Genomic DNA, 23,528 nt, shown 5'->3' with positions numbered 1-23,528 from the left:
GCGGCTAATTCAGTAAGTCACCCTGACCAAAGAATTGATCAAGAAGCTCTCGTTTTTGCTGTTTCTGGTCAAACTGAGGGAATAATACAGTTAAGCCTAAAATTGTTGAGAAGTAAGGTAAAATCGTTAATAATTTAGCCAAGGATTTATTCTTAGCAAAAAATACCCTTTTTAGGGAATCCGTAAGCTCAATCAAAAAGGTCATTAAATTATGTTTAATCTTCCTGGGGAAAACCCAAATCAAATATCTCCCAGAGACACCGTTTTACTGATGATTAGGGGGTTTCAGATCAGTCAATGTATTTATGCTGCTGTAAAATTAGGAATTCTTAATCTGTTAGGAGATGGCTCAAAACACTATCAAGAATTAGCGACGGAAACTAACACTCATGCTGATTCTCTCTATCGTCTTTTACGAACTTTGGTCAGTTTAGAAATTTTACAAGAAAATCAACCGGATTATTTTCAAAATACTCCCTTAGCGGCTTATCTAAGGGATGATCAAGTGGGAACTTTACGCAACTGGCTAATTACCGAGATAGAAGAAAGTTATGCTTGTTGGGGCAATTTTACCCAAAGTTTAACCACTGGAGAAGGAGCTTTTAAAGCCATGTATGGTCTTGATATTGAGGAGTACCATCGAGAGAATCCTAGCCTCAATAAAGTTTATGATCAATCAATGAATGATATAACCACCTTTCAAATAGCTAAAATATTAGAAGCTTATGACTTTTCCTCCGTAGAAGTATTGGCAGATATTGGTGGCGGTCAGGGAAAACTGATTGCTGCTATCTTAAAACGTTACCCTCAAATAAAAGGGATACTTTTTGAACAGTCATACTCCCTTGAAAAAGCCAAAAATTTATTGAAACAGGAAGGGGTAAGCGAACGCTGTGAGTTGATAAGTGGAGATTTTTTTGAATCGGTTCCCGTCGTAGCGGATGTTTATTTACTCAAGCAAGTTTTGCTCAGTTGGAATGATCGACAAGTTGTTGATATTCTCAAAAACTGTCGCCAGTATATGCCTTCCACATCTCGATTATTAATTTCAGAAAGAATTATCCGCAAAATTTATTGGAGAGACAATTTAGCTGATCTACAGTTATGGATGCTTCATTCAGGAAAAATTCGCTCAGAAAATGAATTAAAAGTCCTATTAACAAGTGCTGGATTTCAAATAGATAGAATTATTGACACTATGCCTGTGCAGAGTTTGATTGAAGCAAGTCCACTCCCTAAATTAAATTAGATATGTCCTAGCAAAGCATGAGCAATCAAGAATGTATTCCAGATTTAAAAACAGAAGCTATTCTTAATCCTGATATCAGTTTTGACAGTCCTCTCAAGGACAATTTTGACGAGCCAAAATCAATTTTTTTAACTGGTGCCACTGGATTTTTAGGGGCTTATTTGCTCAGGGAACTGCTCGATCAAACCACCGCTAATATCTATTGTTTAATTCGTTGTCATACTGTAGAAACTGGTAAACAGCGACTAAAAGAAAACCTCCAATCTTACCAACTTTGGCAGCAACATTTTGATGCTCGTATTATCCCAATGCTTGGCGATTTGGCTCAACCATTGTTAGGTCTTTCTGAGAAAGAGTTTTGTCAATTAGCCAACGAGATTGATGTTATTTATCATAACGGATCACAAAATGACCTGATCCCCCCTTACTATCAAATGAAAGCGGTTAATGTTTTGGGAACTCAAGAAATTCTTAAGTTAGCCGGACTAAGAAAAACTAAACCAGTTCATTTTATCTCGACACTGGCCATTTTTTTTAGTCAGGCTCATAGACAAGATACACCCATTAGAGAGACAGAATTTCCTCGATTTTCTCCCAGTTTAAATACGGGCTATAAACAAAGCAAATGGGTTGCTGAAAAATTAATACACCTAGCTCAAAAAAGAGGTTTTCCCGTCTCTATTTATCGACCCACAAGAATTATGGGTGACAGCAAAACTGGAATTTATAGAAAATCGAATAATTTCTTTTTTCGGTTTATTCAAATATGTATTAAATTAGAAAAATTTCCCACTTTTGATGTGGATATCAATATTATTCCCATTGACTATGCCAGTAAAGCTATTGTTTATCTCTCAAGGCAAAAGCAACTTTTAGGAAAAACCTTTCATTTAGTTAATCCTGAATTAATTCCATGGCAGAGATTTTTTGAATTAATTAATGCCTGTGGTTATGCCACTGAAGCGGTATCCGATAAAAATTGGTTAGTAATGGTTGAAAATTACCTTTTTGAGCAGGGAGGAGAAAAAGCCGTTAGTTCTTGGTTCCCAATTATTTTAAAATCAGCTAAAATGATTAGTCAGACAAAGCCTTGCTTCGATGCTTGTCAAACTATCGAGGGATTAGCCCATAGCTCCATCGTTTGTCATCCTCTCGATTTATCCCTGATCTATACTTATTTACTTGCTTGGAAAAAATATGAGACAAAAATGTTAAACTAGCAGAGGCTCAACTGCTGCCCGACTACCAATAGCGTCAACCCCTTTTTTTTGGAAATATGTCAACCCAAGTTGCTGAAAATAAAAATGCACTTGCTTCTTTTAACCAATTTTTGAAAGATGTCAAGGCGATCACTCAACCTTACTGGTATCCCACCGAACCAGGAGCAAGAAGCTTTCCCGAGGTAATTCGTGGCTGGGGAATGCTATTTTTGCTAATTTTTCTAATCCTCGGTCTAGTAGTCGTAACGCTTTTTAATAGTTTTGCTATTCGTCGCTTGATTGACGCAATTGTACAACAGGGAGACTATGCCAGATTTAATCAGGAATTGATCGCCTATGTGATTGGACTGATCTTGGTGACACTGCTAGTCGGTTACAGTAAAAATATTTCCAAAAAAATTGCTTTGGATTGGTATGAATGGCTAAATGGTCAGGTTTTAACTAAATATTTCCATAAGCGTGCCTATTATAAAATTAATTTCAAATCTGATATTGATAATCCCGATCAACGCATTGCTCAAGAAATTGAACCGATCACCAGTAATGCTCTTAGCTTTTTCTCATCTTTCCTAGAAAAAAGCCTGAAGATGCTTGTCTTTTTAGTGGTGATTTGGACGATTTCTGAGCGGATTGCTATTCCGCTACTTATTTATACAGTCATCGGTAATTTTATCGCCCTTTATTTAAATCAAGAATTAATCAAGATCAATGAAAAGCAATTAGCTTCAAAAGCTGATTATAATTATGCGTTAACTCACGTTCGCAATCATGCTGAATCTATCGCTTTTTTTCGGGGAGAGAAAGAAGAATTAAATATCATTCAGCGAAGATTTAAAAAGGTATTAGAAGATACTCTCGATAAAATTGATTGGGAAAGAGGGAACGAACTGTTTGCTAGGGGCTATCAAGCTGCTATTCAAGTATTTCCCTTCTTAATTCTGGGACCTTTGTATATTAGAGGTGAGATCGATTATGGACAGGTGGAACAAGCTTCCACAGCCTGTTATATATTCGCTACTTCTTTGGGCGACCTGATCACTGAATTTGGCATTTCGGGACGATTTTCTAGTTATGTTGAACGTTTAAATGAATTTGCGACTGCCCTAGAAACCGTCACTCAACAACCGGAGAATATCAGCACGATCAAAACTATAGAAGAAAATCATTTTGCCTTTGAGAAAGTTACTTTACAAACTCCCGACTATGAGCAGGTAATTGTCGAAGATCTATCTCTTTCTGTTCAACCCGGTGAAGGATTACTGATTGTTGGCCCTAGTGGCCGCGGCAAAAGTTCCCTCCTACGAGCGATCGCGGGTTTATGGAATTCCGGTACCGGACGTTTAATACGGCCACCCCTTGAAGAAATTCTCTTTTTACCCCAACGTCCCTACATTATCTTAGGAACCTTACGCGAACAACTGCTCTATCCTCAGACTGATCGTCAGATAACTAATAGCGAAATTCAAGCAGTATTACAACAAGTCAATTTACAAAACGCCCTAAGTCGGGTGGATGAATTTGACTCTGAAAAACCCTGGGAAAACATTCTCTCCCTAGGAGAACAACAACGTCTAGCCTTTGCTCGGCTCTTAGTTAATCCCCCCAGTTTTATCATTTTAGATGAAGCAACCAGCGCCCTAGATTTAGTCAACGAAAGGATTCTATATGAGCAATTAAAAGCTCGTAAAACAACTTTTATTAGTGTCGGTCATCGAGAAAGTCTCTTTAATTACCATCAATGGGTTCTAGAACTCTCGGCCGACTCTAGTTGGGAACTCTTGACTGTTGAAAATTATCGCCTTAAGAAAGCGCAAGAAATGTTTACTAAGACCCCTAATGGCAATTCTGTAAAACCCGATATTACCATTAATCATGAGTCAGAATCCCCAGAAACACATCAGTCTCTTGAGGGACTTTCTCATCAAGAGATAAAACTATTAACCGACTTATCGATCTCTAGTGTTCGTAGTAAAGCTAGTCGCGGAAATTTGATCGTAGCCAACGATGGTTTTACCTATCGTTATGACAAAAATCCTCAAATCTTAAAGTGGCTTAAAATCTCACCTTAAGCTCTCTGGCTGGAAAAGATTGATATAATCAGGCCAATAGCCGGACCTCGAATCGACCCCAGAACCTGGACAAACCCGCCGGCTGTCTAACGATGCCAGCAATTTAACTGCCAGTTTCTACCAACAACAATTGACCGAGAATATGGGATGAGAGGCTATTGAAGCTAAATTTTGTGAAAACTTCTCACTTATATCGCTAGATAACTAAAATGTGGTAAACTAGGTGGTAACGTTCACAAAGACCGCGACAGATATGACAGTCTCTTATTAGTCAGAGTCCCTGAACCCCTGATTACCTCTTTCTCCCCTAGGTGATTACAAAACCAATGGCTGAACAACGCTCTGTACTAAAATTTAATGGCATTGATGATCAGATGGAGCTATCCCGGGGATTTCTTGACATCGATCAGAGTATTACCATTACATTTTGGGCAAAAGGAGAAAATAATTTATCCACAGAAACCACTCTTTTAGAAGCTGTTAATCGCGAGAATAACCGCGTCCTACATATTACTTTGCCCTGGGGCGATCCTGTGAAACCTGCAATTTTTTGGGATGCGGGAAATGAAGAAGGTTTCGATCGAATTGAAAAAAAAGTCAAGCTTAAGGATTATAGTGATTGGACTCATTGGGCCTTTGTCAAAAATGCGACCACAGGCCGAATGTTGATCTATCGTAATGGGATCATTTGGCATCGTGGCAACGGTCATAACCGTGCCTTAACGGGGATTGAAAAAATCATCTTGGGAGCCTCTGTTAATCTCTCCCATTATTGGCAAGGTTGTCTCGCCGAATTTTCTCTTTGGAATCAAGCGCGTAGCCAAGAAGAAATACAAAAAACGATGTATCAATCTCCCTTAGTTGATGACCTTGGCCTAGTCACTTATTTATCACTCAATGGCAATGCCGAGGATCAAACAAGTTATAGCAATCATGGTATTCTTTATGGGACAACCTGGCAACTAGATAGTCTTCCCTCTAAACCGACCTCGATCCCTAAATCAAAAACTCAGACTAGCAGTAAAGCTAGAAGGAGTGCGAAAAGGATAACAATGGTCAACGAAATTTTTAACTCCCTTGAAGAAGAAGAAGTGGTTGAACAGGATGCTCCAGCAGAAAATCAAGAACCTTCCCGGGAAGATAATTCAGAATCAATTATAATTGCCGCAGAAGCTGCTCTTGCCAGTAATGAAATTGAGGAGATTACTAAAACGGCAATTTCTCAACCGGATATACTGACTTATTCAAACCAGAAAAAACGGTTAATTATTTGTTGTGATGGTTCTTGGGAAAACTCTGGCAGTGCTTACCCCACCAACGTGGTTAAATTCGCCGAATCTATTAAGTATATTGCCGAGGATCAAACCCCTCAAATCGTCTTTTTGTCAGGTTCTGGCAGCGCCGAAGATAACGAATTTATTAAAAGTTTAGGGAATGAAACTTTTGGCTGGGGACTCGATCGGATGATTCAAGATGCCTATCGTTTTCTTGTCCTTAACTACAATCCCAAAAGCGAGGATGAAATTTATTTGTTAGGTTTTAGTCGCGGAGCATATATCGTTCGTTGTTTGGCTAGTTTTATCGATAAATGTGGAATCCTAAAACGATCTAAGATTAAAGAAATTCCCCTAGCTTATCAACTCTATCGAGACCACAACGTTAGTTTCGATAGTGCCAAAGCTCAACAATTTCGTGCCGCTAATGCTAAAAAAATTGAGACAGAAAAGGAAGATTTTCAAGATCGTATTCCAATCAAGATGTTAGGTTGTTGGGATACAGTTGGTCATTTTGGTATTCCTGATTTAACTCCTTGGTTTCCCCTAGCTAAGTTTTATCATAAAAAATATGAATTTAGTAACACAAAATTAAGTCCGATTATCCAAAATGCTTTTCATGCTGTTGCCATTGATGAAAAACGGAAAAACTTCCCTTCCACTCCGATCAAAGCCAACCCCGAAAATCCTGAACAAGTTGTCAAAGAAGTTTTATTTGTCGGTGAACATACCTGTCTAGGTGGTGGCAAAAAAGAATATCAAGGACTTTCCGACTACCCCTTACAATGGATGATTAATCAAGCCAAAAAATTGGGATTAGAGTTTGACTCAACCACCTCTGAATTTGAGGAATTCCCAATTAAACTAGACCCCACCATCAAGTTCGATAATACCCTTAAGGGATTGTCGGCCTTGGGAGGTGAGCAATGGCGATATTTCAATACAAAAGTTGTCACTGTTCATCACAGTGTGGTAAAACGATTAAAGGCTTTTTCCGATTATCGTCCCAAAAGTCTTGAACCTTTTCTTCAAGCTTTACTTGACGGCGATCAACAGATAGATTAACCTTGCTTTAGAATTAAACTAATCCTTCGCTAGAAATTTGAGGTGATTTTTATGGAACTCGATAACATTATCAAAAAAGTGGCAGGTGCTTATTTAGCTTCGGCTGTTATTGCTGTCATCGTGCTAATTCTAACCCTCGGACAACCCTTTGTAGTTTTTATGGGTATTGGAGCGATGGGGTTGGTTACTGTCCTAGGAGATGCGATCGCTCAGTACGGAATTGAAGCGGTTCTGAATGCTTTTTACACTGAGCGAAGTAAAAAAGAATCCCTGGAAACACTTTTGGCTGAAATTGATGCTTTACCTCTGACTGATGACCTGAAATTAAAAACCAAAAAACACTTGACTGACCATCAAGAACAGACAGTAAAGCAGCAAGAAACGGTAACTGAGCCAACTCCTGAAAGTCCTCAAACAGTTGTTATTGAAAAGGAACCAGTTATTGAAAATGAACCAGTTGTTGAAAATGAACCAGTTGTTGAAAATGAACCAGTTGTTGTTGAAGTTGAGAATGTTTAATTAGGTATTGCTCCCTCTTGTAATAGCTGGGAGCAGCGGATGATTATTGCTAAGTACTGAGGAATTTTTTGGTCTAAGATAGCTATGCTAAATAGGAACTCTCCACATCTGATGACCTATAAAAAAATTGCCATTTATGAGCAAAGCTATCAAATTCCTGTTTTTAAAAATAGATACTTAAAGAATTTTCAGAAAATCATCAAGGAACGTCGGAAATTAATTCAAGAAGGAGTTCGCTACCATTACTATTTTGGTAAGATTATTAAACGAAAAGAAAAAATTACTCAACAAGAAATCTTGATTGAGACTCAGTTATTAATTAAAGACTATAATTTATTAATTAACGGGCTAGAAATCTATCAAGACGGATATTATCGTTTTTTACTCCAACTCAGTGACAATCTCAAAATTTTATTTTCCCAAAAATATCAAGAATTAAAAATCTTAGACTACGAGAGAATAAAGTTAGAGATTAAAAATAATAATAATCAAAATATTCTCAATCAACTCAAGCTAGAAAAACAGGAAAATTTTCGGGCAATTTTGCTACTGGGAAAAACATCTTTTTTGATGTTGAGAAAAACTAAATTACTAGGGGAAGGAGTTCAGAAATTAGCCGAGGATACTCAAAAGCAGAAAAAAATTGTGCAAGCAATTATTCAAGAACTCAAAATTTATGAGGAATTAAATCATTATCAACTCAAATCTCAACGAGTTCGCCAAGAAATTGCTGATCTTGCCCAAAATGCGATTAATTTTGAAAACTACCTACAGGACTATTTTGCTCCTTTTCAATTATTAATAGAAGAAGTCATTAAGGTGGACGAAGAATTTTATGCAACGGTTGGAGAAATTAAGTATTTGGTAGACAATATTTTTCAACCTCAGCCTGATCTCTTAGAAACGTCAGATTCCAGCATAAGTTCTGAGTTTTTGCTAAATTTTCTAGCGACTGGTTACGAGAAAGAAGCAAGGTTAAAAGAGGCTTTTTCCTCTGATCAATTTAATGATTACTTATTCAATGAAAGTGAATGGTCAGCACAATTCATTTCCCTAGAAAAAACCATCAATAAATTATCTGATCATTTAGCAGAACAAGAGGCTTGTCAAAAAGACGCTATCCCAAAAACTCCCCTAGCAATAGTTGTCTCTCAATTCACTCAAAACAATCTTGACAAATCTTCTAGTTCTAAAAATCCCCCGACTTCCCCAAATATCTTAACTCAAGAATCGGCCGATCTTGATTATAATCAATTACAAGATTTGCTAATAAAGCAACAGTGGCAAGCGGCTGATCGCCAAACAACCAAACTACTATTAAAAATTTTGGGTAGAACCTACTGGAATGAGGTTTATCCTCAAGATATTGCTCAATTACCTTGTTCGGAACTGAAAAAAATTGATCAACTTTGGCTGCATTATAGTAATGGTCATTTCGGGTTTAGTATTCAGCAGGCCATTTTCTCTAGTCTCGGTGGTTTAGTGGATTATGAAACCCAAAAGAAACTTGGCGATCGCCTAGGTTGGCGGAAGGAAGGTAAATGGCTCAATTATGAGCAACTAAACTTTCAATTAGAGCCGAATTCTCCCCTCGGTCATTTACCGGTTCATTGGTTGATTTTTGAGGAAAATCTTGGTGATCCATCTGCCGAGGTTTCTGATCATCAAAACTCCGTGGCTTTCTGGAGAGTTGGCAATTGGTTATTGTGGCAACTTCACCTCGTTTTCAGCAAAATTCAAGCCTGTGGAATTATTCCTCTGTCTGACTTTTAAAGCCATTATCCCATTAAAAACTGATTTGGTATCCCTACCAATTTCTTGACCGATAGTTAACTCTTAATCAGAAAAATATCGCAAAAAAATCTCCCCTTTTTACTGGAAATAAAAAGGGGAGAAAATATTAGATAGCTTTAGGATTCAGTCATCCATTCCGTATGGAAAAACTCACCTCTGGGTTTATCGGTACGTTCATAGGTATGAGCGCCAAAATAATCCCGTTGTGCTTGGGTGAGATTTTGCGGTAAATTGGCCCGACGATAACTATCAAAATAGTCCAAAGAAGAACTAAAAGCCGGGACGGGAATCCCCAACTTATTAGCCAAGACTAACACCTCACGCCATGCTTCTTGGCGATCAAGGATACTTTGCTTAAATTCCGGCGCTAACAACAAATTCGGCAGGCCCGGATTTTCCGCAAAAGCCTTGCGAATTTTATCCAAGAAACTGGCCCGAATAATACAGCCGCCCTTCCATATCCGGGCCGATTCCGGCAGACTGATATTATAGTTAAACTCCTGAGAAGCTTTAGCGATTAAAGCCATACCTTGGGCATAGGAACACATTTTCGAGCAGTAAAGAGCATCACGCACCTTATCCACAAATAGTGCCGCATCCCCCGGATAGGTTTCCCCAGGTCCGGGTAACTCTTTTGCGGCTGCCACCCGTTCATCCTTATAAGCGGACATCACGCGAGCATTAACCGCAGCATAAATGGTCGGAATTGGCACCCCCAACTCTAAGGAACTTAACACAGTCCAGCGTCCGGTTCCCTTTTGTCCCGCCGAATCCAAGATTAAATCTACCAGATGATGACCGGTTTCTGGGTCAACACACTTAAAGATATCGGCGGTAATTTCAATTAAATAAGAATTAAGCTCATCGGTGCGGTTCCACTCGGCGAAAGTTTCCTGTAACTGCTGATTGCTTAGTCCTAGACCATTTTTCAGCACATCGTAGGCTTCCGCAATTAACTGCATATCGCCGTACTCGATGCCATTGTGAACCATTTTCACATAATGGCCTGCCCCCCCGGCCCCCACATAAGTGACACAGGGACCATCATCAACTTGGGCGGCAATTTTGGTTAAAATCGGCTCTAATTCCCGATAGGCGAACTCTGTACCCCCCGGCATCAGGGAAGGACCGTGCAGAGCGCCTTCTTCGCCACCACTGACCCCCATACCGACAAAACCCAGTTTAGTGGTCGATTCTAGGTCCCGGGTGCGTCTTTCCGTGTCCTCGTAGAGGGAGTTACCGCCATCGATAATCATATCCCCTTCTTCGAGAAGGGGTTTTAATTGTTCGATCACGGCATCCACCGGCGGGCCAGCTTTGACCATGACCAGAATTTTGCGGGGACGCTCTAAAATTTGGACGAATTCTTCTAAACTATAGGCCGCCTTGACATCTTTGCCGACGGCGCGAGTTTCCATAAATTCTTGAGTTTTGCTGGCGGTGCGATTGTAAACAGCGATGGGAAAACCCCGACTCTCCACATTGAGAGCGAGATTTTCTCCCATGACAGCTAGTCCGATAACACCGAAGGTACGTTTAGTCATAGAAATTCAGTCTCGGCTGATGCGTTCTTCTTCCCCTTTTAGCGCCTACTTTCCCTAAGATAGCTAAACTTTCCCTATTTCTTAAGCCTTGACTAATCAGTGATCAGTAATCAGTAATCAGTAATCAGTGATCAGATTTGGGTTTTCAGTGACCGGCATTGAGTGAGGAGTGTGACAGCGTTTCTCCTCAAGATGAAGTGTAACCTAATTTGGTATCACCCCCTGACGACTGGCTACTGTTGCCCGTTCCCTAAAACCAGAGACTTCCTACCTCACCATTAAGATAACTGCTATAAATGGCATTAACAGTGCTGTGTTTTCACTGATGACTGAAAAACCCCCAAGCGCAGAAAAGTTAATGCTAATGTTAAATTAAATTAAGAAAATCCCCATTATTCCTCGGCTTATATGCAGTTAACTTGGCTTGATAGTAATTCTTGGTTAATCGAAATCGGGGCAAAACGCCTGCTTCTCGATCCTTGGTTGGTAGGTTCCCTGACTTTTGGTAATTTAACTTGGCTATTTGAGGGCAAAAAAACCGCTAATCATGCCATTCCCGAAAATATCGATCTGATTCTTCTCTCCCAAGGTTTGGAAGATCACGCTCATCCTCCCACTTTACAGGTACTCGATCGCCAAATTCCCGTGGTAGCTTCTCCAAATGCCGAAAAAGTCGTTCGAGCGCTTAATTATACCCATCGCATTTCTTTAACCCACGGCTCTAGTTATATCTTTGACAATGCGATCAAAATTACTGCTGTCCCCGGTTCTCCAGTCGGGCCGACTCTGGTGGAAAATGGTTATGTTATCAAGGAATTAGCGACAAATCAGAGTATCTACTACGAACCCCACGGTTATCATTCTCCTAGCCTCGATTCTCTCGGTAAAATTGATGTTATTATCACTCCTTTGATTGACTTAAAAATACCTTTCCTCGGACCGGTAATCAAAGGACAAGAAAGCGCCTTGGCAGTCTGTCAACGCTTGCAGCCCGAATATATTATTTCTACGGCTGCCGGTGGTGATATCGAGTTTAAAGGATTATTAATGGCGGTGTTAAGTGCGGAGGGTAGTCCCGAATCTTTTCAAGAATTATTAACATCCCATGATTTACCGACAAAAGTAATTGATCCTCGTCCTTGGCAACCTTTTACAGTGGAATTAGGCGAGTGCGTTTCTGGTTTGAGCTAATCTAAGTTAAGGGAAGAATAGAAAAAAGTCAAAACTTTCTTCCCGATTTTTATCTAAAAAAGTAGAATTTTTGTTATATCTTTGCTGGCTACAGATAACATTAATTGTTTTAAAAAACTGGCTCTCTTGAATATTGGATGTAAAATGGGTAAAACCCCACACCCCACACCCTGCCCCCAGGAAAAACTTTTTCAGCAAACCCTAATTAAAAGTGGCTCTTCTCTGCTAAATTTTCTATGAATCAATTGCCCTTATTTTCTCAGTCAAAATCAGTGCGAGACTTTTATCAACCTGATGCCGAAATAATTCTTTATCAAGGAGATAGCAATAATTTTATCAAGACTATACCAGATAATTCTGTGAGCTTGATTATTACTTCTCCTCCCTACAATTTAGGAAAAGACTACGAAAAAAAAATCTCTTTGGATACTTATCTGGAAACCCAAACCAAAATTATGCGAGAATTCTCTAGAATCTTGCAAGATAATGGCAGTATTTGCTGGCAGGTGGGAAATTTCGTTCAAGAGGGAGAAGTTTATCCTTTAGATATTTTTTATTATCAGCTATTTAAACAAATGGGTTTCTTTTTAAGAAATAGAATTGTCTGGCATTTTGGCCATGGATTACATACCTCTAAAAGATTTTCTGGCAGGTATGAAACTATTTTGTGGTTGACAAAAACCGATAAATATATCTTTAATCTTGATCCAGTGAGAATCCCCGCTAAATACCCTGGTAAGCGCCATTTTAAAGGTAAAAATATCGGTAAACCCTCTGGTAATCCTTTAGGAAAAAATCCCAGCGATGTTTGGGAGTTTTTAGCACAAGAATGGGATGAGTTACTATGGGATATTCCTAACGTTAAATCTAATCATCCAGAGAAAACTATCCATCCTTGTCAATATCCGATCGAATTAGTAGAAAGATGTGTTTTAGCCTTGACAAATGAGGGGGATTGGGTTTTTGATCCCTTTGCTGGGGTTGGAACTTCTCTGATTGCTAGTATTATGCACAATCGTCGAGTGATGGGGAGTGAAAAAGAAGCAGAATATGTGAAAATTGCCAAGGAAAGAATCGCCGCTTATTTGCAAGGAAATCTCAAAATTCGTCCTTTAGGAAAACCTATTCATCAGCCTAATGGTAAGGAAAAAGTTGCTCAAATTCCCGAAGAATGGCACAATAATATATAGGAATTAACACTGAATCTCCCCAGCAGATTACAGGTTTTTGCTTTCATATACTTGGGTTTTAATGCTTAGTGCCGTCTAAGCCATCCTGCAATAATCGATAAGTTTTTTTGTCACCATTTTTAGAGAAAACTTTGCAGAATTGTGGCGGTTTCTTGTCCCGTTTTTTCCCAACTAAAAAGCTCGGCGCGTTGACGACTGAGGGACTTTAATTTTAGGCGTAATTGTTCATCAGTAGCGATTTGCTGCATTGCCTCTCTCATCTCATCGATACTATAGGGATTAATTAAAATTGCCGCATCTCCTGTGACTTCCGGGAGAGAGGAAAGATTAGAAGTAATCACAGGAGTTCCACAGGCGATCGCTTCTAGTACAGGTAATCCGAAACCTTCCCAAAGGGAAGGATAAACTAAAGCAGTTGCTTGGTTTAAAAGTTGCGGCAATTCTTCATAAGAAACATAGTTTAAAAATTGCACCCGTTGAGAGATTGATAATGCTTCTACCTGTTGCTGTAGAGCAGGGGTAAAACGGGGGTCAAATTGACCGACAATTAATAATTGATATTCGGGATCGATTTGGGAAAAAGCAGTAATTAAACGACCGAGATTTTTATGAGGATCATAACGACCAAGATAGAGAAAATAGGGACGAGTCGCCAGATTTAGCGGACGAAAATTATGAGAATCATATCCAGAAAGAATCACGGTTATTTTGTCAAGAGGTATGTTAAAAAACTTATTAATATCGGCGGCAGTTGCTTGGGAAACAGCGATAATATGTGTGGCTTTTTTCAGGACTTGAGGTAAATAGTATTTATTATAAAAAGTTAGGGGAGAAAATTTCGGAAATCGCAGGGGAATTAAATCATGAACTGTGACAATATAGCGGCAATTTCGATAAATAGGTGCTTCTGGAATAGGGGTAAATAGCAGAGAGGATTTCAATTGTTGATAGGTTTGATAGAGTTGGGTTTCTGTCCAAATTAAGCGCCTAATATTGTCTTTGGTTCCCTGCTCTTGGGTGAGGTTTGCCGACACAGGATAGGTGTTAAAATCTGGGTAACTATTAGAAGTGATTAGGGTAGGATTTAAGTTAGCTAATTGAGGAATGAGATTTTTAGTATAGGTAGTCAATCCAGTATATTTAGTACCTAAAAAAGCGAGATTGATTAATAATTGATGGTTTTTATTCATAGATATTAGCTAGTTAAGCAGGTAGGTGTTAAAAGTTGTCAGACACCACCCTTATCAAGGGAAGATTAAGGGGTGATCAGCACCCCCCTTATCAAGGGAAGATTAAGGGGGGATCAGCACCCCCCTTATCAAGGGGGGATTAAGGGGGGATCCATCTTCAATTTAATTATAACTACTTACTTATTATAAAAGAGAAAGATAAGCTTTTATAGTAGCTTGTGCGGTTTTTTGCCAAGAGAATTTTGCCGCTTGTTTTTTTCCTTTAGTGATTAATTCTTGACGGAGAGAGGTATCACTAATAACTTGATAGATTGCTGCGGCAATTTCTAGGGGATTATCGGGATTAATTAATATTGCCGAGTCTCCGGTGACTTCGGGTAAGGATGCAGTATTAGCAGTTACCACGGGACAACCTAAAGTCATCGCTTCTAAAACTGGTAATCCAAAACCTTCATAAAAGGAAGGATAGACAAAAACATCGGCTTTTTGATAATAATCCGCAACTAAGTCATCGGTAAGATAATCAAGATGTTGGATACTATCTCGAAAGGGAGACTGAGATATTTTCTCAAAAATTGGTTCATACTTCCATCCTTTTTTGCCAATCAGAATCAGATTATGGTCTAATTTATACCTGTCCTTAAGATAGTTAAAAGCATCGATAAGATTAATAATATTTTTTCGTGGTTCTAGGGTACTAACAAAGAGTAAATAGGGTTTAGTGATAGTTAGAGATGAGGGAGGATTGGGGAGGGAAGAATAACGACTTGCGAGGGGAGTAACAAAAATTTTCTCTGGGTTCACATCTAAATATTCAATAATATCTCGTTTGGTACTTGCGGAGTTAGCAATAACTAAATCTGTCCATTGTAGAGATTGTTTAATGCGTTGGGTGTAGGTTTTGACAATCCCCGTGACAAACTCAGGATATTTAATAAAAGTAACATCATGAATAGTCATAACTTTGCGACTCTGACGACAAGGATACACCACATGATCCAATCCGTGGAGAATATCGGGAGAATCAAGAAAGTTTTCTAGATAGGGAATTAGAGGATTAGGAAATCTCGTTAAGATATTGCTAAGACTGACGGGAATTGGTAAACATTTAACCTCTGGATAGGATTGCAGTTTTTCGGGAATAGAAAGATTACCCCGCAGCCAGTTTTTTACCGATGGTTGAAAACAGAGGGACAGGGAAAAGTTTTCTTGGTTTTGTAATTTAGCTAATTCGGCAATCAGGTGATAAGCATATAATCCAATTCCACTAGGATTTTGTCTTATCGGTGTACCATCAACTAAAATTTTAAGCATTTGTGGTTAGATGAGATTGACGGGATAGATATTTTAAAAATTACAGATTCAATTGTCAATTTTGCTCGCTTAGGACAAGATTAAAATCGGCAATAAACTCCACCCTAATAGTTAATCTTACCCTATAGCACCCCTAAATAGCAGCCTTTTTGGGCTAGGTTACGGTCAATACTTAATTTATCGGGCAATTTTTTCGATTATTGTCCCACCCTACGACTAGGATTGTCAACGGGTACTTATCAGCTATGAATCTCCTTGACGAAAAACACTGTAATTAGTTATAATCATGGAAGAATGGCTTCCTCGTACTTGTGGTGATCGGAGATTTCTCAAAAGTTATCTCAGGGATGGCTTAGTCCCCTACAGAACAAGCAAGATCGGGTAATGCCGAAAAATCTTGATTAACTAATGTTTTCACTATGTTTAATCGCTTAGTATCTTTTAAATTCTTAGAAGGCCATGAAGGTGAGGTTAAATGTCTAACTTTTTCCCAAGATGGTAAACTTTTGGCTAGTGCCGGAGATGATGGGAATATTCTAATCTGGGAATGGAGAAAAAATCAGAAGTTTTCTTTAACTAAAAAAATTGATGAAGTTTTTGAAGATGATATCAATAAAATATTTGGAGATCTAGAGGAGGGGATTAGCAATATATTTGGAAATAAGGGTGGAATCGCTATACCTAAAATTAATGATATGTTCTCAAAACCACCTCAAGTAAAGGTTTTGGAGATTGATGATATATTTCCAAGACATAGACATAAAAGAATCAACTCTGTTGCTTTTAGTCCCTGTCAAGGATTTTTGGTCAGTGGAGGAGATGATCAAACCCTAAGAATTTGGTCACTAGAAACTAAAAAATTAATCTCTACCTTAACAGGACACCAAGACAAAGTTACAGCAGTAGCTGTTCATCCCGATGGGGAAATTATTGCTAGTGGTAGTGAAGATAAAACGGTGAAAATATGGTCAGTAAAAACTGGAGAAATTCTAGCCACTTTACAAGGTCATAGCGATAAAGTCCTAACAGTTAAATTTAGTCAAAATGGTCAACTTTTAGCCAGTGGTGGCGGCGAAAATGACAAAACGGTAATTATTTGGAATCTGGGAGAAAAGAGCAGTATTACCTTAAAAGGTCATTCCGATTGGTTTGGAGGTATTTTATCGGTAGATTTCGGCAGTAATAACAAATTTTTAGCCAGTGGCAGCAAAGACAAAACTATTAAAATCTGGGATATTAAAAGAGGTACAGAGGTAAAAACTCTCAGCGAACATAGTGATCATATCAATTCAGTTAGTGTTAGTCCTAATAATCAACTATTAGCCAGTGGTGGTGATGATAAAAGCTTAAAATTATGGGATTTAAAAGCAGGAAAAGCGATTATTTCTATTCCCCATCCCCAGAAAATCTATTCCGTTTGTTTTAGTCCCGATGGTAATTATATCGCCACGGCCTGCCAAGATAAAATCGTGAGAGTTTATGGCACTTCCGAACTACAATCTTTAGCAAGTTGAGCAATCTTTGAGCGGGTGCATCTCATTTTTGTAAATCTACTAAGTTGGAATTTTTAAAGGGAAACTATCTGCCAAAATTGATCGTTACTTCCGATTTTATTACTCAATCCAAGCTTTTGGGGGGTTCTACCCCCCAAACCCCCCGTCGGGGGACGAAGCGCCTCCCCCGAACCCCCTGCGCATGAGCTTTTCGGTGGGATGCTTACACGCGGCTGCTGATATATTTGTAATAATTTAAGAGTCACTGATAATTGCTGATTGTCGATATTTCTGCAAATGTGATACTAAATCCGGTTATTAAAAACTGATTATTTATTCCCCTTTGCATGAGTGCCTGTCCTGATATGTAGCCTGTACTCAACGGATTTAGTATAATTATCTACTAGAGATCGCTGCCGGTCTGTTCCTCTCGGAAGTAAAGCTGATATAATTGACAGCTAGGCTGGGCTAGATCGCCTTTTAACTGAATTAAACCCATACTTTCCAGTTTATAGGCAGTAATCGGTTCTAATCGCGCTCCCTTATCGGAAGAATTAACCACTTCCCCCATCGCTGTCAATAATTCCGGCTGTTTTTGCAGACTATCCCAGTGATGACGCAGGTGTGCCGCATAAATTCCCCCTTGGGTAGCAGCATTAGGGAGAATATTTTTTTCCCCGCGCACCCGCGCTTCCAGGGCCAAACGGCTAAGATAGGGATGACCAGCGACTAGAGCAATTAAATCGCTAAGAAAACGCTGATTATCTTCATTTTTAGGCAATCCGTAGCTACTAGCCAAGTTTTCCAGTTGTTCGAGGCTAAAACCGGGTAATTTAATCGCGCGACCGACATTAAAGGGAGATTGATTAGCGTCCAATTGAATATAGATTTCCGTGGAATTAGCAATCGCTAACCGCAAATTCTGCCAGATTTCTAAATTATTAGCCTCTTCGTGCCAACAGCGCAAAAGCGGCAGAAAATCCCTAGCGATGTCGGGATACTCGAAAATTCTGTCTAAATTATCTAGGGCCAAAAAGAGCGGCCCGTTAATCTGTTCCAAAAGATAGGACTGAAAATAGGTTTGACAACTGATTAAACTGCCAAATAGTTCCTCATCCCAATATTCATCTAATTGAGGCTTTAAACCCAATTCTCGGCTAACATTGGCCGAAAACCAGCGACAAAATCGGTCTAAACTGGCAAACATCGCCTTTTCTGCCACTTGACAATTGATATAAACTGTGCTATGTCCCCAACTATCTGCCTGAGCGAGCAGATGTTTAAGCAGAGAAGTTTTACCGGTCTTTTCAGGGGATTTAATGCGAATGAGTGACCCTGGACGATTAATTTCTTGATAACAGTCGCTTTCGACGGGAGGGCGGCTAATATAAGTATCTATAACTGATTTTTCTGCTAGTATCGGGGTGGGGTGATTTTTCCATTGAGGATATTTGATATCTTTGAACCATTCTCGGAGGATTTGGAACTTACCCGGCCCTTTACTACCTAATTCTAGTTCGGGACAGCCATTATCTTTATCTGCCGAGAAATAGCTATAGATTTTAGTCATTTGTTTTTTATAGGTTTCATGGCTGGCAGCCTCAGCCATTTCCCAAATTTCCTCATCCGGTTTGCGCCAATTTTCGTAGGCAAAACGAACTAAAAAAATCTCCTTTAATTTGCCTTGAACACCGTATTCTCTAGCTAGATGTTTGAGAAACTCGTCCCATCCCTGTGGTTTCATCCCGTTCTACTTTATTCTACTTATATTCCCTTTTTTTCCATGTTAACCCCTTTTTCCCTCTTGGCAATGGGACTGACATCCGAGAAGGAAGGCCTTATGGTAAAAGTAGGTCAATTACCTGATGGTGTCTAAGGGAGTAAAACCATGAAAATCTCGTTAACCTTTTTTGTTGTGGCCTCCTTGCTGTTAGGTTCAATTCCTCACACTTTAGCGGTTAATAGTCAGGATAACCATTTTGACCGTTCCTCTTGGCCGCTAATTTTACAAAACCGTGACTGTAAGGGTGATAAGGACGATAATTGCAATTAGTCCTGATTATCTCGGTTAAGGTTGTTAATCTATATCCCCCACCGATAAAAAAATCGTGGTCGGGATTTTTTTTATGAACTCGCCTGTAATTCCTCTAAACGCGCTAAAACTTCGGCACTGTGAATGGCAGGATTTACCCCTAAATAAATCTCTTTTAAAATCCCCTGCGGATCGATAAGATAGGTATGACGCAGGGAAACATAACCCATCCAAGAACCATAGGCTTTACTAACATCTCCGGTAGTATCTGCCAGTAAGGGAAATTTTAAACCCTCCGAGTCACAAAATTCCGCATGAGAATCGACATCATCGGCACTTACCCCTAAAACTTGCGTATTTTTAGCCATATATTTCGGCAAATCCTGCTGAAAACGCCGCGCTTCTAGGGTACAGCCGGGGGTAAAATCCTTGGGATAAAAATACAAAACTACCCACTTACCCCGATAATCCGATAGGGAAATATTCCCTTCTCCCGTGTTAGTCGGTAGGCTAAAATCGGGTGCCGGTTGATTTAAAGGGGGTTGGGGGCCACCTAAAGCGTTAGCATCGGGAATAAAGGCAAAAAATGCCAAAATTACTGCAATTAAAAAACTCAACAGTTGACGACGAGACATAATCAGTTATCAGTTATCAGTTATCAGTTATCAGTTTCTTGGTGTGATAAGTTTAACCTAATACGGGAGCGATCGATCTTTGTGTCCTTTCCCTCGTTCCTGTCACACTGGGAAAATCAACTGTCACTCTAGCTTAATATTCTTTACATAACTTGACAAGGAAAGGGCGAGGTAAAGGGGGAAAATAGATCGAGCTTGTCTTCATCTGCCTAACGATCATGTCTATTGTCACCCTTAACCCCCTTCAATCCCATCAAGATTTAGTCATCGATCCAGCCAAAATCACGGGATTACGCGGAAAAATCACTATCCCTGGCGATAAATCCATATCCCATCGTTCCCTGATGTTAGGAGCGATCGCCGAAGGAGAAACTGTTATTCATGGGTTATTATTGGGCGAAGATCCCCGCAGTACCGCTAGTTGTTTTCGTGCCATGGGTGTGGAAATTTCCCAACTCAACAGCGAGAAAGTGATCGTCAAAGGTAGGGGTTTAGGCAATCTTGAGGAACCCTTAGAAATCCTCGACGCGGGCAATTCCGGCACGACGATCCGCTTAATGTTAGGATTATTGGCCGGTCATCAGGACCGTTTTTTTGTCGTTACCGGTGATGCTTCCCTGCGATCGCGTCCCATGTCCAGGGTGGTGAAACCCCTCAAAGAAATGGGGGCGCAAATTTGGGGCAGAAAAGCTAATTCTTTGGCTCCTTTAGCCGTTTCTGGGGAATCTCTGCAACCGATCCACTACTATTCTCCCGTTGCTTCTGCACAGGTGAAATCCTGTCTTCTCCTCGCTGGACTGTTAACGGAGGGGAAAACCACAATCACGGAACCCGCTTTATCTCGCGATCACAGTGAACGGATGCTGCGCGCTTTTGGGGCAAATATTGAGGTGGATGGGGAGACTAATAGCGTCACGGTGACGGGTTATCCCACTTTAACCGGACAAACGGTGATTGTACCCGGGGATATCAGTTCGGCAGCTTTTTGGTTGGTAGCGGGGGCAATTGTGCCTAATTCCGAGTTATTAATCGAAAATGTGGGAATAAACCCGACTAGAACCGGAGTTTTACAGGTTTTACAGGCAATGGGAGCAGATATCACCCTCGAAAATCAACGGGTGGTGACGGGGGAACCGGTGGCGGATCTGCGGGTGAAATCCAGTCAACTACAGGCAACCACGATCGCTGGTGAGATTATACCCCGTCTGATCGATGAAATTCCGATTTTGGCAGTAGCGGCGGTTTTTGCCCAAGGAACGACAATTATCAAGGATGCCGAGGAATTACGGGTGAAGGAAAGCGATCGCCTGACGGTGATGGCCACCCAACTCGATCGCCTAGGGGCAAAAGTAACGGAATTACCCGATGGTTTAGAGATTACCGGCGGTACAGGCCTATTCGGCACGGAAGTGGACAGTTTTACCGATCATCGCATTGCTATGAGTCTAGCGATCGCTGCCCTCAATTCCCGTCAACCCACCACTATCCATCGCGCTGAAGCGGCCGGCATTTCCTACCCCGATTTTTTTAGCACCTTACAGCAAATTTGTCAAGAGTAGAAATATTAAGTTTTTATGCGAACGGGCGAGGGGTAACTGATAAAATTGCGGGATAAATCACAGAGTAGTAGGCCACCTGTGTGATAATCAAGTTCATCGATCGAAATAGCGGAAAATAGAAGCGTCCCTCATTCAAATTTCCCTGAAAAATATCTCCCTATCTACTCCACTCCCGTCTTCTATTCCCCACCGATAATGGAAATCATCGCCCAATTAGAGAAAGTTTCCTATATTTATCCCGAATCCTCCAATCTAGTGCTTAAAAATATCTCTTTAGCAATTCATCGAGGCGAATTTTTAGGTATTATCGGGCCCACAGGTGCGGGAAAAACTACTCTCTGTTTAACTCTTAACGGTATTGTCCCCCAATTCTACGGAGGGCGTTTTTTTGGTTATGCAACAGTAGCCGGTTTAGACACTTTAACCCATCCCGTTAGCACCTTGGCCCGCTATGTGGGGGCAGTATTTGAAGATCCCGAAACGCAACTTTTAGCCACTTCGATAGAAAATGAAATCGCTTTTACCTTAGAAAATTTACGGCTACCGCGAGAGGAAATTAAAGCGCGTATTCCCAAAGTTTTAGCGGCAGTCCGGTTAGAGGGAATGGAAAAAAAATCGCCGGGGGAATTATCAGGAGGACAAAAACAACGATTAGCGATCGCCGCTGCCCTTGCAGTTCAGCCCGCTTTGTTAATTCTCGATGAACCCACCTCCCAACTGGATCCGGTAGGCTCCCAGGAAGTTTTCGCCACCATTAAGGAATTAAATCGCCATCTCGGTGTCACCATTGTGATGGTCTCCCACGCAGCCGAGGAAATGGCCGAATATGCCGATCGCCTGGTACTATTAAGGGAGGGTGCGATCGAAGCCATGGGAACCCCAGCAGAGATCTACTCCCAAGTACAACTTTTACAGGAAAATGCTCTGCGTCCCCCGCAAGTGGCCACTACTTTTGCCTTGATCGAGCAGAAAATCGGGGCGATTGAGTCCATTCCTGTCACCCTAGACCGCGGTTTTGCCCGTTTAAACGAGCTTAAATCCTTTTATCATCTTGTCACCCCAACCCCTCCCTTATCGTCGGTTTCTGACCCCTTAAACCCCATACTGAGGGTAAAAAATCTCTGCCATACCTACCCCGATGGTACTACCGCTTTGCGGGATGTGTCCCTCGATATTGCCGAAGGGGAATATCTGCTGATTATCGGTCAAAATGGCGCAGGAAAAAGCACTTTAGTCAAGCATTTTCTCAATCTTCTCTCGGCAACCACTGGTCAAGTTATGATTGACGGACGTTCGACCGGTAGCTTTTCTGTCAGTGATTTAGCTCGCTCGATCGGTTATGTAGCCCAAAATCCCGATAATCAGATTTTTAACACCACTGTCGAGAAAGAAGTATCATTTGCCCTGACTAATCTCGGTTATCCTCCAGAAATCGTCACCCAACGCACGGAAGCAAGTCTAGAAGCCATGGGATTGCTAGAATATCGCTCCTATCATCCTCTCTCCTTACCAAAAGGCGATCGAGCGCGGGTAGTGATTGCGGCAATTTTAGCCATGGAACCGCGTATAGTGGTCTTTGATGAACCCACCACCGGCCAAGATTACCAAGGGGCTAAGGCAATTTTAGAGGTGAGCCGTCAATTACACCAGATGGGCAAAACGGTTATTGTGATTACCCATCACCTCTATTTAATGCCAGAATACGCCGAAAGAGTAATTATCATGGGTCAAGGAACTATCCTTTTAGATGCCCCAATCCGGCAAGCTTATCATCAAACCGATCTCTTAGCCAAAACCTATCTAACTCCACCCCAAGCAGTTTTATTGGCACAAAAATTAGGACAACTTTCTGGTTATCCTAATTCTCTTTTAACTCCCCAGGAAATTGCCGATTGTTTTCAGAGGATTTAGCCTTGAGGCTATTTAGGGTTTGCGGCAAAAAGTTATTCGTGGGGACAGGGTGTGGGGTGTGGGGTGTGGGGTGTAGGGTTTTACCGATTTTCACCTGGTCAATTACCTAATTTTCAGGGAAAAAGTCCCTGAATTTTCCCCCCGATCACTCCCATCTCTGGTACTTTTTGATTGATAACTGAACTTCCCCCATACATATATACTATAATAGCCGAAAACCCTTATCCATCAATGGATACGCCCCTTAACTTTTCTTAATGTACCCATGTAATTTGTAAC

Annotated in this window: 18 protein-coding genes; 12 read left to right on the top strand and 6 right to left on the bottom strand. The window is 40.5% G+C overall.

What is annotated here, in order from left to right; all coding sequences use genetic code 11:
- Positions 1-4 precede the first annotated feature (4 nt).
- Positions 5-205, bottom strand: a complete 201-nt coding sequence (locus tag H6G40_RS09650) for a hypothetical protein (protein WP_176721631.1) — start codon at positions 203-205, stop codon at positions 5-7.
- Positions 206-211: 6 nt separating this feature from the next.
- On the opposite strand from H6G40_RS09650, the gene H6G40_RS09645 reads away from it, so the two are divergent.
- The 6 genes from H6G40_RS09645 (at position 212) to H6G40_RS09620 (ending at position 9,169) form a co-directional block, all read left to right on the top strand.
- Entirely contained in the window at positions 212-1,249 is a 1,038-nt protein-coding gene (locus H6G40_RS09645) for a methyltransferase (protein WP_069474159.1), read from the top strand.
- Between the two features lie 17 nt (positions 1,250-1,266).
- The gene (locus H6G40_RS09640; RefSeq protein WP_069474160.1) at positions 1,267-2,469 is read left to right on the top strand and encodes an SDR family oxidoreductase; all 1,203 of its coding nucleotides are present in this window, start codon (positions 1,267-1,269) and stop codon (positions 2,467-2,469) included.
- 56 nt (positions 2,470-2,525) lie between these two features.
- Positions 2,526-4,538: an ABC transporter ATP-binding protein/permease gene (locus tag H6G40_RS09635; protein ID WP_002738357.1), complete on the top strand. Its 2,013-nt coding sequence runs from the start codon at positions 2,526-2,528 to the stop codon at positions 4,536-4,538.
- Between the two features lie 326 nt (positions 4,539-4,864).
- Positions 4,865-6,877 carry a phospholipase effector Tle1 domain-containing protein gene (locus H6G40_RS09630; RefSeq protein ID WP_002738669.1) on the top strand — a complete coding sequence of 671 codons (2,013 nt, stop codon included), beginning with the start codon at positions 4,865-4,867 and terminating at the stop codon, positions 6,875-6,877.
- Between the two features lie 51 nt (positions 6,878-6,928).
- Entirely contained in the window at positions 6,929-7,396 is a 468-nt protein-coding gene (locus H6G40_RS09625; RefSeq protein WP_002738405.1) for a hypothetical protein, read from the top strand.
- A gap of 111 nt (positions 7,397-7,507) precedes the next feature.
- A complete protein-coding gene (locus H6G40_RS09620; protein ID WP_081330814.1) occupies positions 7,508-9,169 on the top strand; it encodes a GUN4 domain-containing protein in 1,662 nt (553 codons plus the stop codon).
- A gap of 137 nt (positions 9,170-9,306) precedes the next feature.
- Here H6G40_RS09620 and gnd read toward each other — a convergent pair whose 3' ends face one another.
- Positions 9,307-10,734, bottom strand: coding sequence for a decarboxylating NADP(+)-dependent phosphogluconate dehydrogenase (gene gnd / locus H6G40_RS09615; protein WP_069474164.1), 1,428 nt, complete (start codon positions 10,732-10,734; stop codon positions 9,307-9,309).
- Between the two features lie 408 nt (positions 10,735-11,142).
- Here gnd and H6G40_RS09610 point away from each other — a divergent pair, with 408 nt between their 5' ends.
- Together H6G40_RS09610 and H6G40_RS09605 are read left to right on the top strand one after the other, a co-directional pair.
- The gene (locus H6G40_RS09610; RefSeq protein ID WP_069474165.1) at positions 11,143-11,925 is read left to right on the top strand and encodes an MBL fold metallo-hydrolase; all 783 of its coding nucleotides are present in this window, start codon (positions 11,143-11,145) and stop codon (positions 11,923-11,925) included.
- 236 nt (positions 11,926-12,161) lie between these two features.
- A complete protein-coding gene (locus H6G40_RS09605) occupies positions 12,162-13,115 on the top strand; it encodes a DNA-methyltransferase (RefSeq protein ID WP_190537586.1) in 954 nt (317 codons plus the stop codon).
- A gap of 119 nt (positions 13,116-13,234) precedes the next feature.
- Here H6G40_RS09605 and H6G40_RS09600 read toward each other — a convergent pair whose 3' ends face one another.
- Both H6G40_RS09600 and H6G40_RS09595 read right to left on the bottom strand, forming a co-directional pair.
- On the bottom strand, positions 13,235-14,305 hold the full coding sequence (locus tag H6G40_RS09600; protein ID WP_069474167.1) for a glycosyltransferase family 4 protein: 1,071 nt from the start codon (positions 14,303-14,305) through the stop codon (positions 13,235-13,237).
- Between the two features lie 183 nt (positions 14,306-14,488).
- Entirely contained in the window at positions 14,489-15,619 is a 1,131-nt protein-coding gene (locus H6G40_RS09595; protein WP_069474168.1) for a glycosyltransferase family 4 protein, read from the bottom strand.
- A 419-nt stretch (positions 15,620-16,038) separates the two neighbouring features.
- Between H6G40_RS09595 and H6G40_RS09590 the strand changes: the two genes are divergently transcribed.
- Positions 16,039-17,133, top strand: a complete 1,095-nt coding sequence (locus H6G40_RS09590) for a WD40 repeat domain-containing protein (RefSeq protein WP_002750748.1) — start codon at positions 16,039-16,041, stop codon at positions 17,131-17,133.
- Positions 17,134-17,515: 382 nt separating this feature from the next.
- On the opposite strand, the gene H6G40_RS09585 is transcribed toward H6G40_RS09590, so the two are convergent.
- Positions 17,516-18,856, bottom strand: a complete 1,341-nt coding sequence (locus H6G40_RS09585) for an AAA-like domain-containing protein (protein WP_069474169.1) — start codon at positions 18,854-18,856, stop codon at positions 17,516-17,518.
- Between the two features lie 144 nt (positions 18,857-19,000).
- Here H6G40_RS09585 and H6G40_RS09580 point away from each other — a divergent pair, with 144 nt between their 5' ends.
- Positions 19,001-19,165, top strand: a complete 165-nt coding sequence (locus H6G40_RS09580) for a hypothetical protein (protein ID WP_002791676.1) — start codon at positions 19,001-19,003, stop codon at positions 19,163-19,165.
- Positions 19,166-19,236: 71 nt separating this feature from the next.
- Here the strand turns inward: H6G40_RS09580 and H6G40_RS09575 are convergent, their stop codons facing one another.
- Positions 19,237-19,779, bottom strand: a complete 543-nt coding sequence (locus tag H6G40_RS09575) for a peroxiredoxin (RefSeq protein WP_190537584.1) — start codon at positions 19,777-19,779, stop codon at positions 19,237-19,239.
- Between the two features lie 218 nt (positions 19,780-19,997).
- Between H6G40_RS09575 and aroA the strand changes: the two genes are divergently transcribed.
- Positions 19,998-21,338: a 3-phosphoshikimate 1-carboxyvinyltransferase gene (aroA, locus tag H6G40_RS09570; RefSeq protein WP_130756970.1), complete on the top strand. Its 1,341-nt coding sequence runs from the start codon at positions 19,998-20,000 to the stop codon at positions 21,336-21,338.
- A gap of 195 nt (positions 21,339-21,533) precedes the next feature.
- Positions 21,534-23,249 (top strand): ABC transporter ATP-binding protein, encoded by a 1,716-nt coding sequence (locus H6G40_RS09565; RefSeq protein ID WP_190537582.1) that lies wholly within the window; start codon positions 21,534-21,536, stop codon positions 23,247-23,249.
- Positions 23,250-23,528: the final 279 nt, after the last annotated feature.

Source organism: Microcystis viridis FACHB-1342 (assembly GCF_014698335.1).
GTDB lineage: Bacteria > Cyanobacteriota > Cyanobacteriia > Cyanobacteriales > Microcystaceae > Microcystis > Microcystis ichthyoblabe_A.
Note: the sequence above shows the minus strand (reverse complement) of the source record. Positions and strands in the feature narration are given on the sequence as shown.

What these genes read in the sequence shown, in the direction of transcription:
- H6G40_RS09650 (WP_176721631.1), bottom strand. Translation starts at nt 205, where the DNA reads ATGACCTTTTTGATTGAGCTTACGGATTCCCTAAAAAGGGTATTTTTT.
- H6G40_RS09645 (WP_069474159.1), top strand. Translation starts at nt 212, where the DNA reads ATGTTTAATCTTCCTGGGGAAAACCCAAATCAAATATCTCCCAGAGAC.
- H6G40_RS09640 (WP_069474160.1), top strand. Translation starts at nt 1,267, where the DNA reads ATGAGCAATCAAGAATGTATTCCAGATTTAAAAACAGAAGCTATTCTT.
- H6G40_RS09635 (WP_002738357.1), top strand. Translation starts at nt 2,526, where the DNA reads ATGTCAACCCAAGTTGCTGAAAATAAAAATGCACTTGCTTCTTTTAAC.
- H6G40_RS09630 (WP_002738669.1), top strand. Translation starts at nt 4,865, where the DNA reads ATGGCTGAACAACGCTCTGTACTAAAATTTAATGGCATTGATGATCAG.
- H6G40_RS09625 (WP_002738405.1), top strand. Translation starts at nt 6,929, where the DNA reads ATGGAACTCGATAACATTATCAAAAAAGTGGCAGGTGCTTATTTAGCT.
- H6G40_RS09620 (WP_081330814.1), top strand. Translation starts at nt 7,508, where the DNA reads ATGACCTATAAAAAAATTGCCATTTATGAGCAAAGCTATCAAATTCCT.
- gnd (WP_069474164.1), bottom strand. Translation starts at nt 10,734, where the DNA reads ATGACTAAACGTACCTTCGGTGTTATCGGACTAGCTGTCATGGGAGAA.
- H6G40_RS09610 (WP_069474165.1), top strand. Translation starts at nt 11,143, where the DNA reads ATGCAGTTAACTTGGCTTGATAGTAATTCTTGGTTAATCGAAATCGGG.
- H6G40_RS09605 (WP_190537586.1), top strand. Translation starts at nt 12,162, where the DNA reads ATGAATCAATTGCCCTTATTTTCTCAGTCAAAATCAGTGCGAGACTTT.
- H6G40_RS09600 (WP_069474167.1), bottom strand. Translation starts at nt 14,305, where the DNA reads ATGAATAAAAACCATCAATTATTAATCAATCTCGCTTTTTTAGGTACT.
- H6G40_RS09595 (WP_069474168.1), bottom strand. Translation starts at nt 15,619, where the DNA reads ATGCTTAAAATTTTAGTTGATGGTACACCGATAAGACAAAATCCTAGT.
- H6G40_RS09590 (WP_002750748.1), top strand. Translation starts at nt 16,039, where the DNA reads ATGTTTAATCGCTTAGTATCTTTTAAATTCTTAGAAGGCCATGAAGGT.
- H6G40_RS09585 (WP_069474169.1), bottom strand. Translation starts at nt 18,856, where the DNA reads ATGAAACCACAGGGATGGGACGAGTTTCTCAAACATCTAGCTAGAGAA.
- H6G40_RS09580 (WP_002791676.1), top strand. Translation starts at nt 19,001, where the DNA reads ATGAAAATCTCGTTAACCTTTTTTGTTGTGGCCTCCTTGCTGTTAGGT.
- H6G40_RS09575 (WP_190537584.1), bottom strand. Translation starts at nt 19,779, where the DNA reads ATGTCTCGTCGTCAACTGTTGAGTTTTTTAATTGCAGTAATTTTGGCA.
- aroA (WP_130756970.1), top strand. Translation starts at nt 19,998, where the DNA reads ATGTCTATTGTCACCCTTAACCCCCTTCAATCCCATCAAGATTTAGTC.
- H6G40_RS09565 (WP_190537582.1), top strand. Translation starts at nt 21,534, where the DNA reads ATGGAAATCATCGCCCAATTAGAGAAAGTTTCCTATATTTATCCCGAA.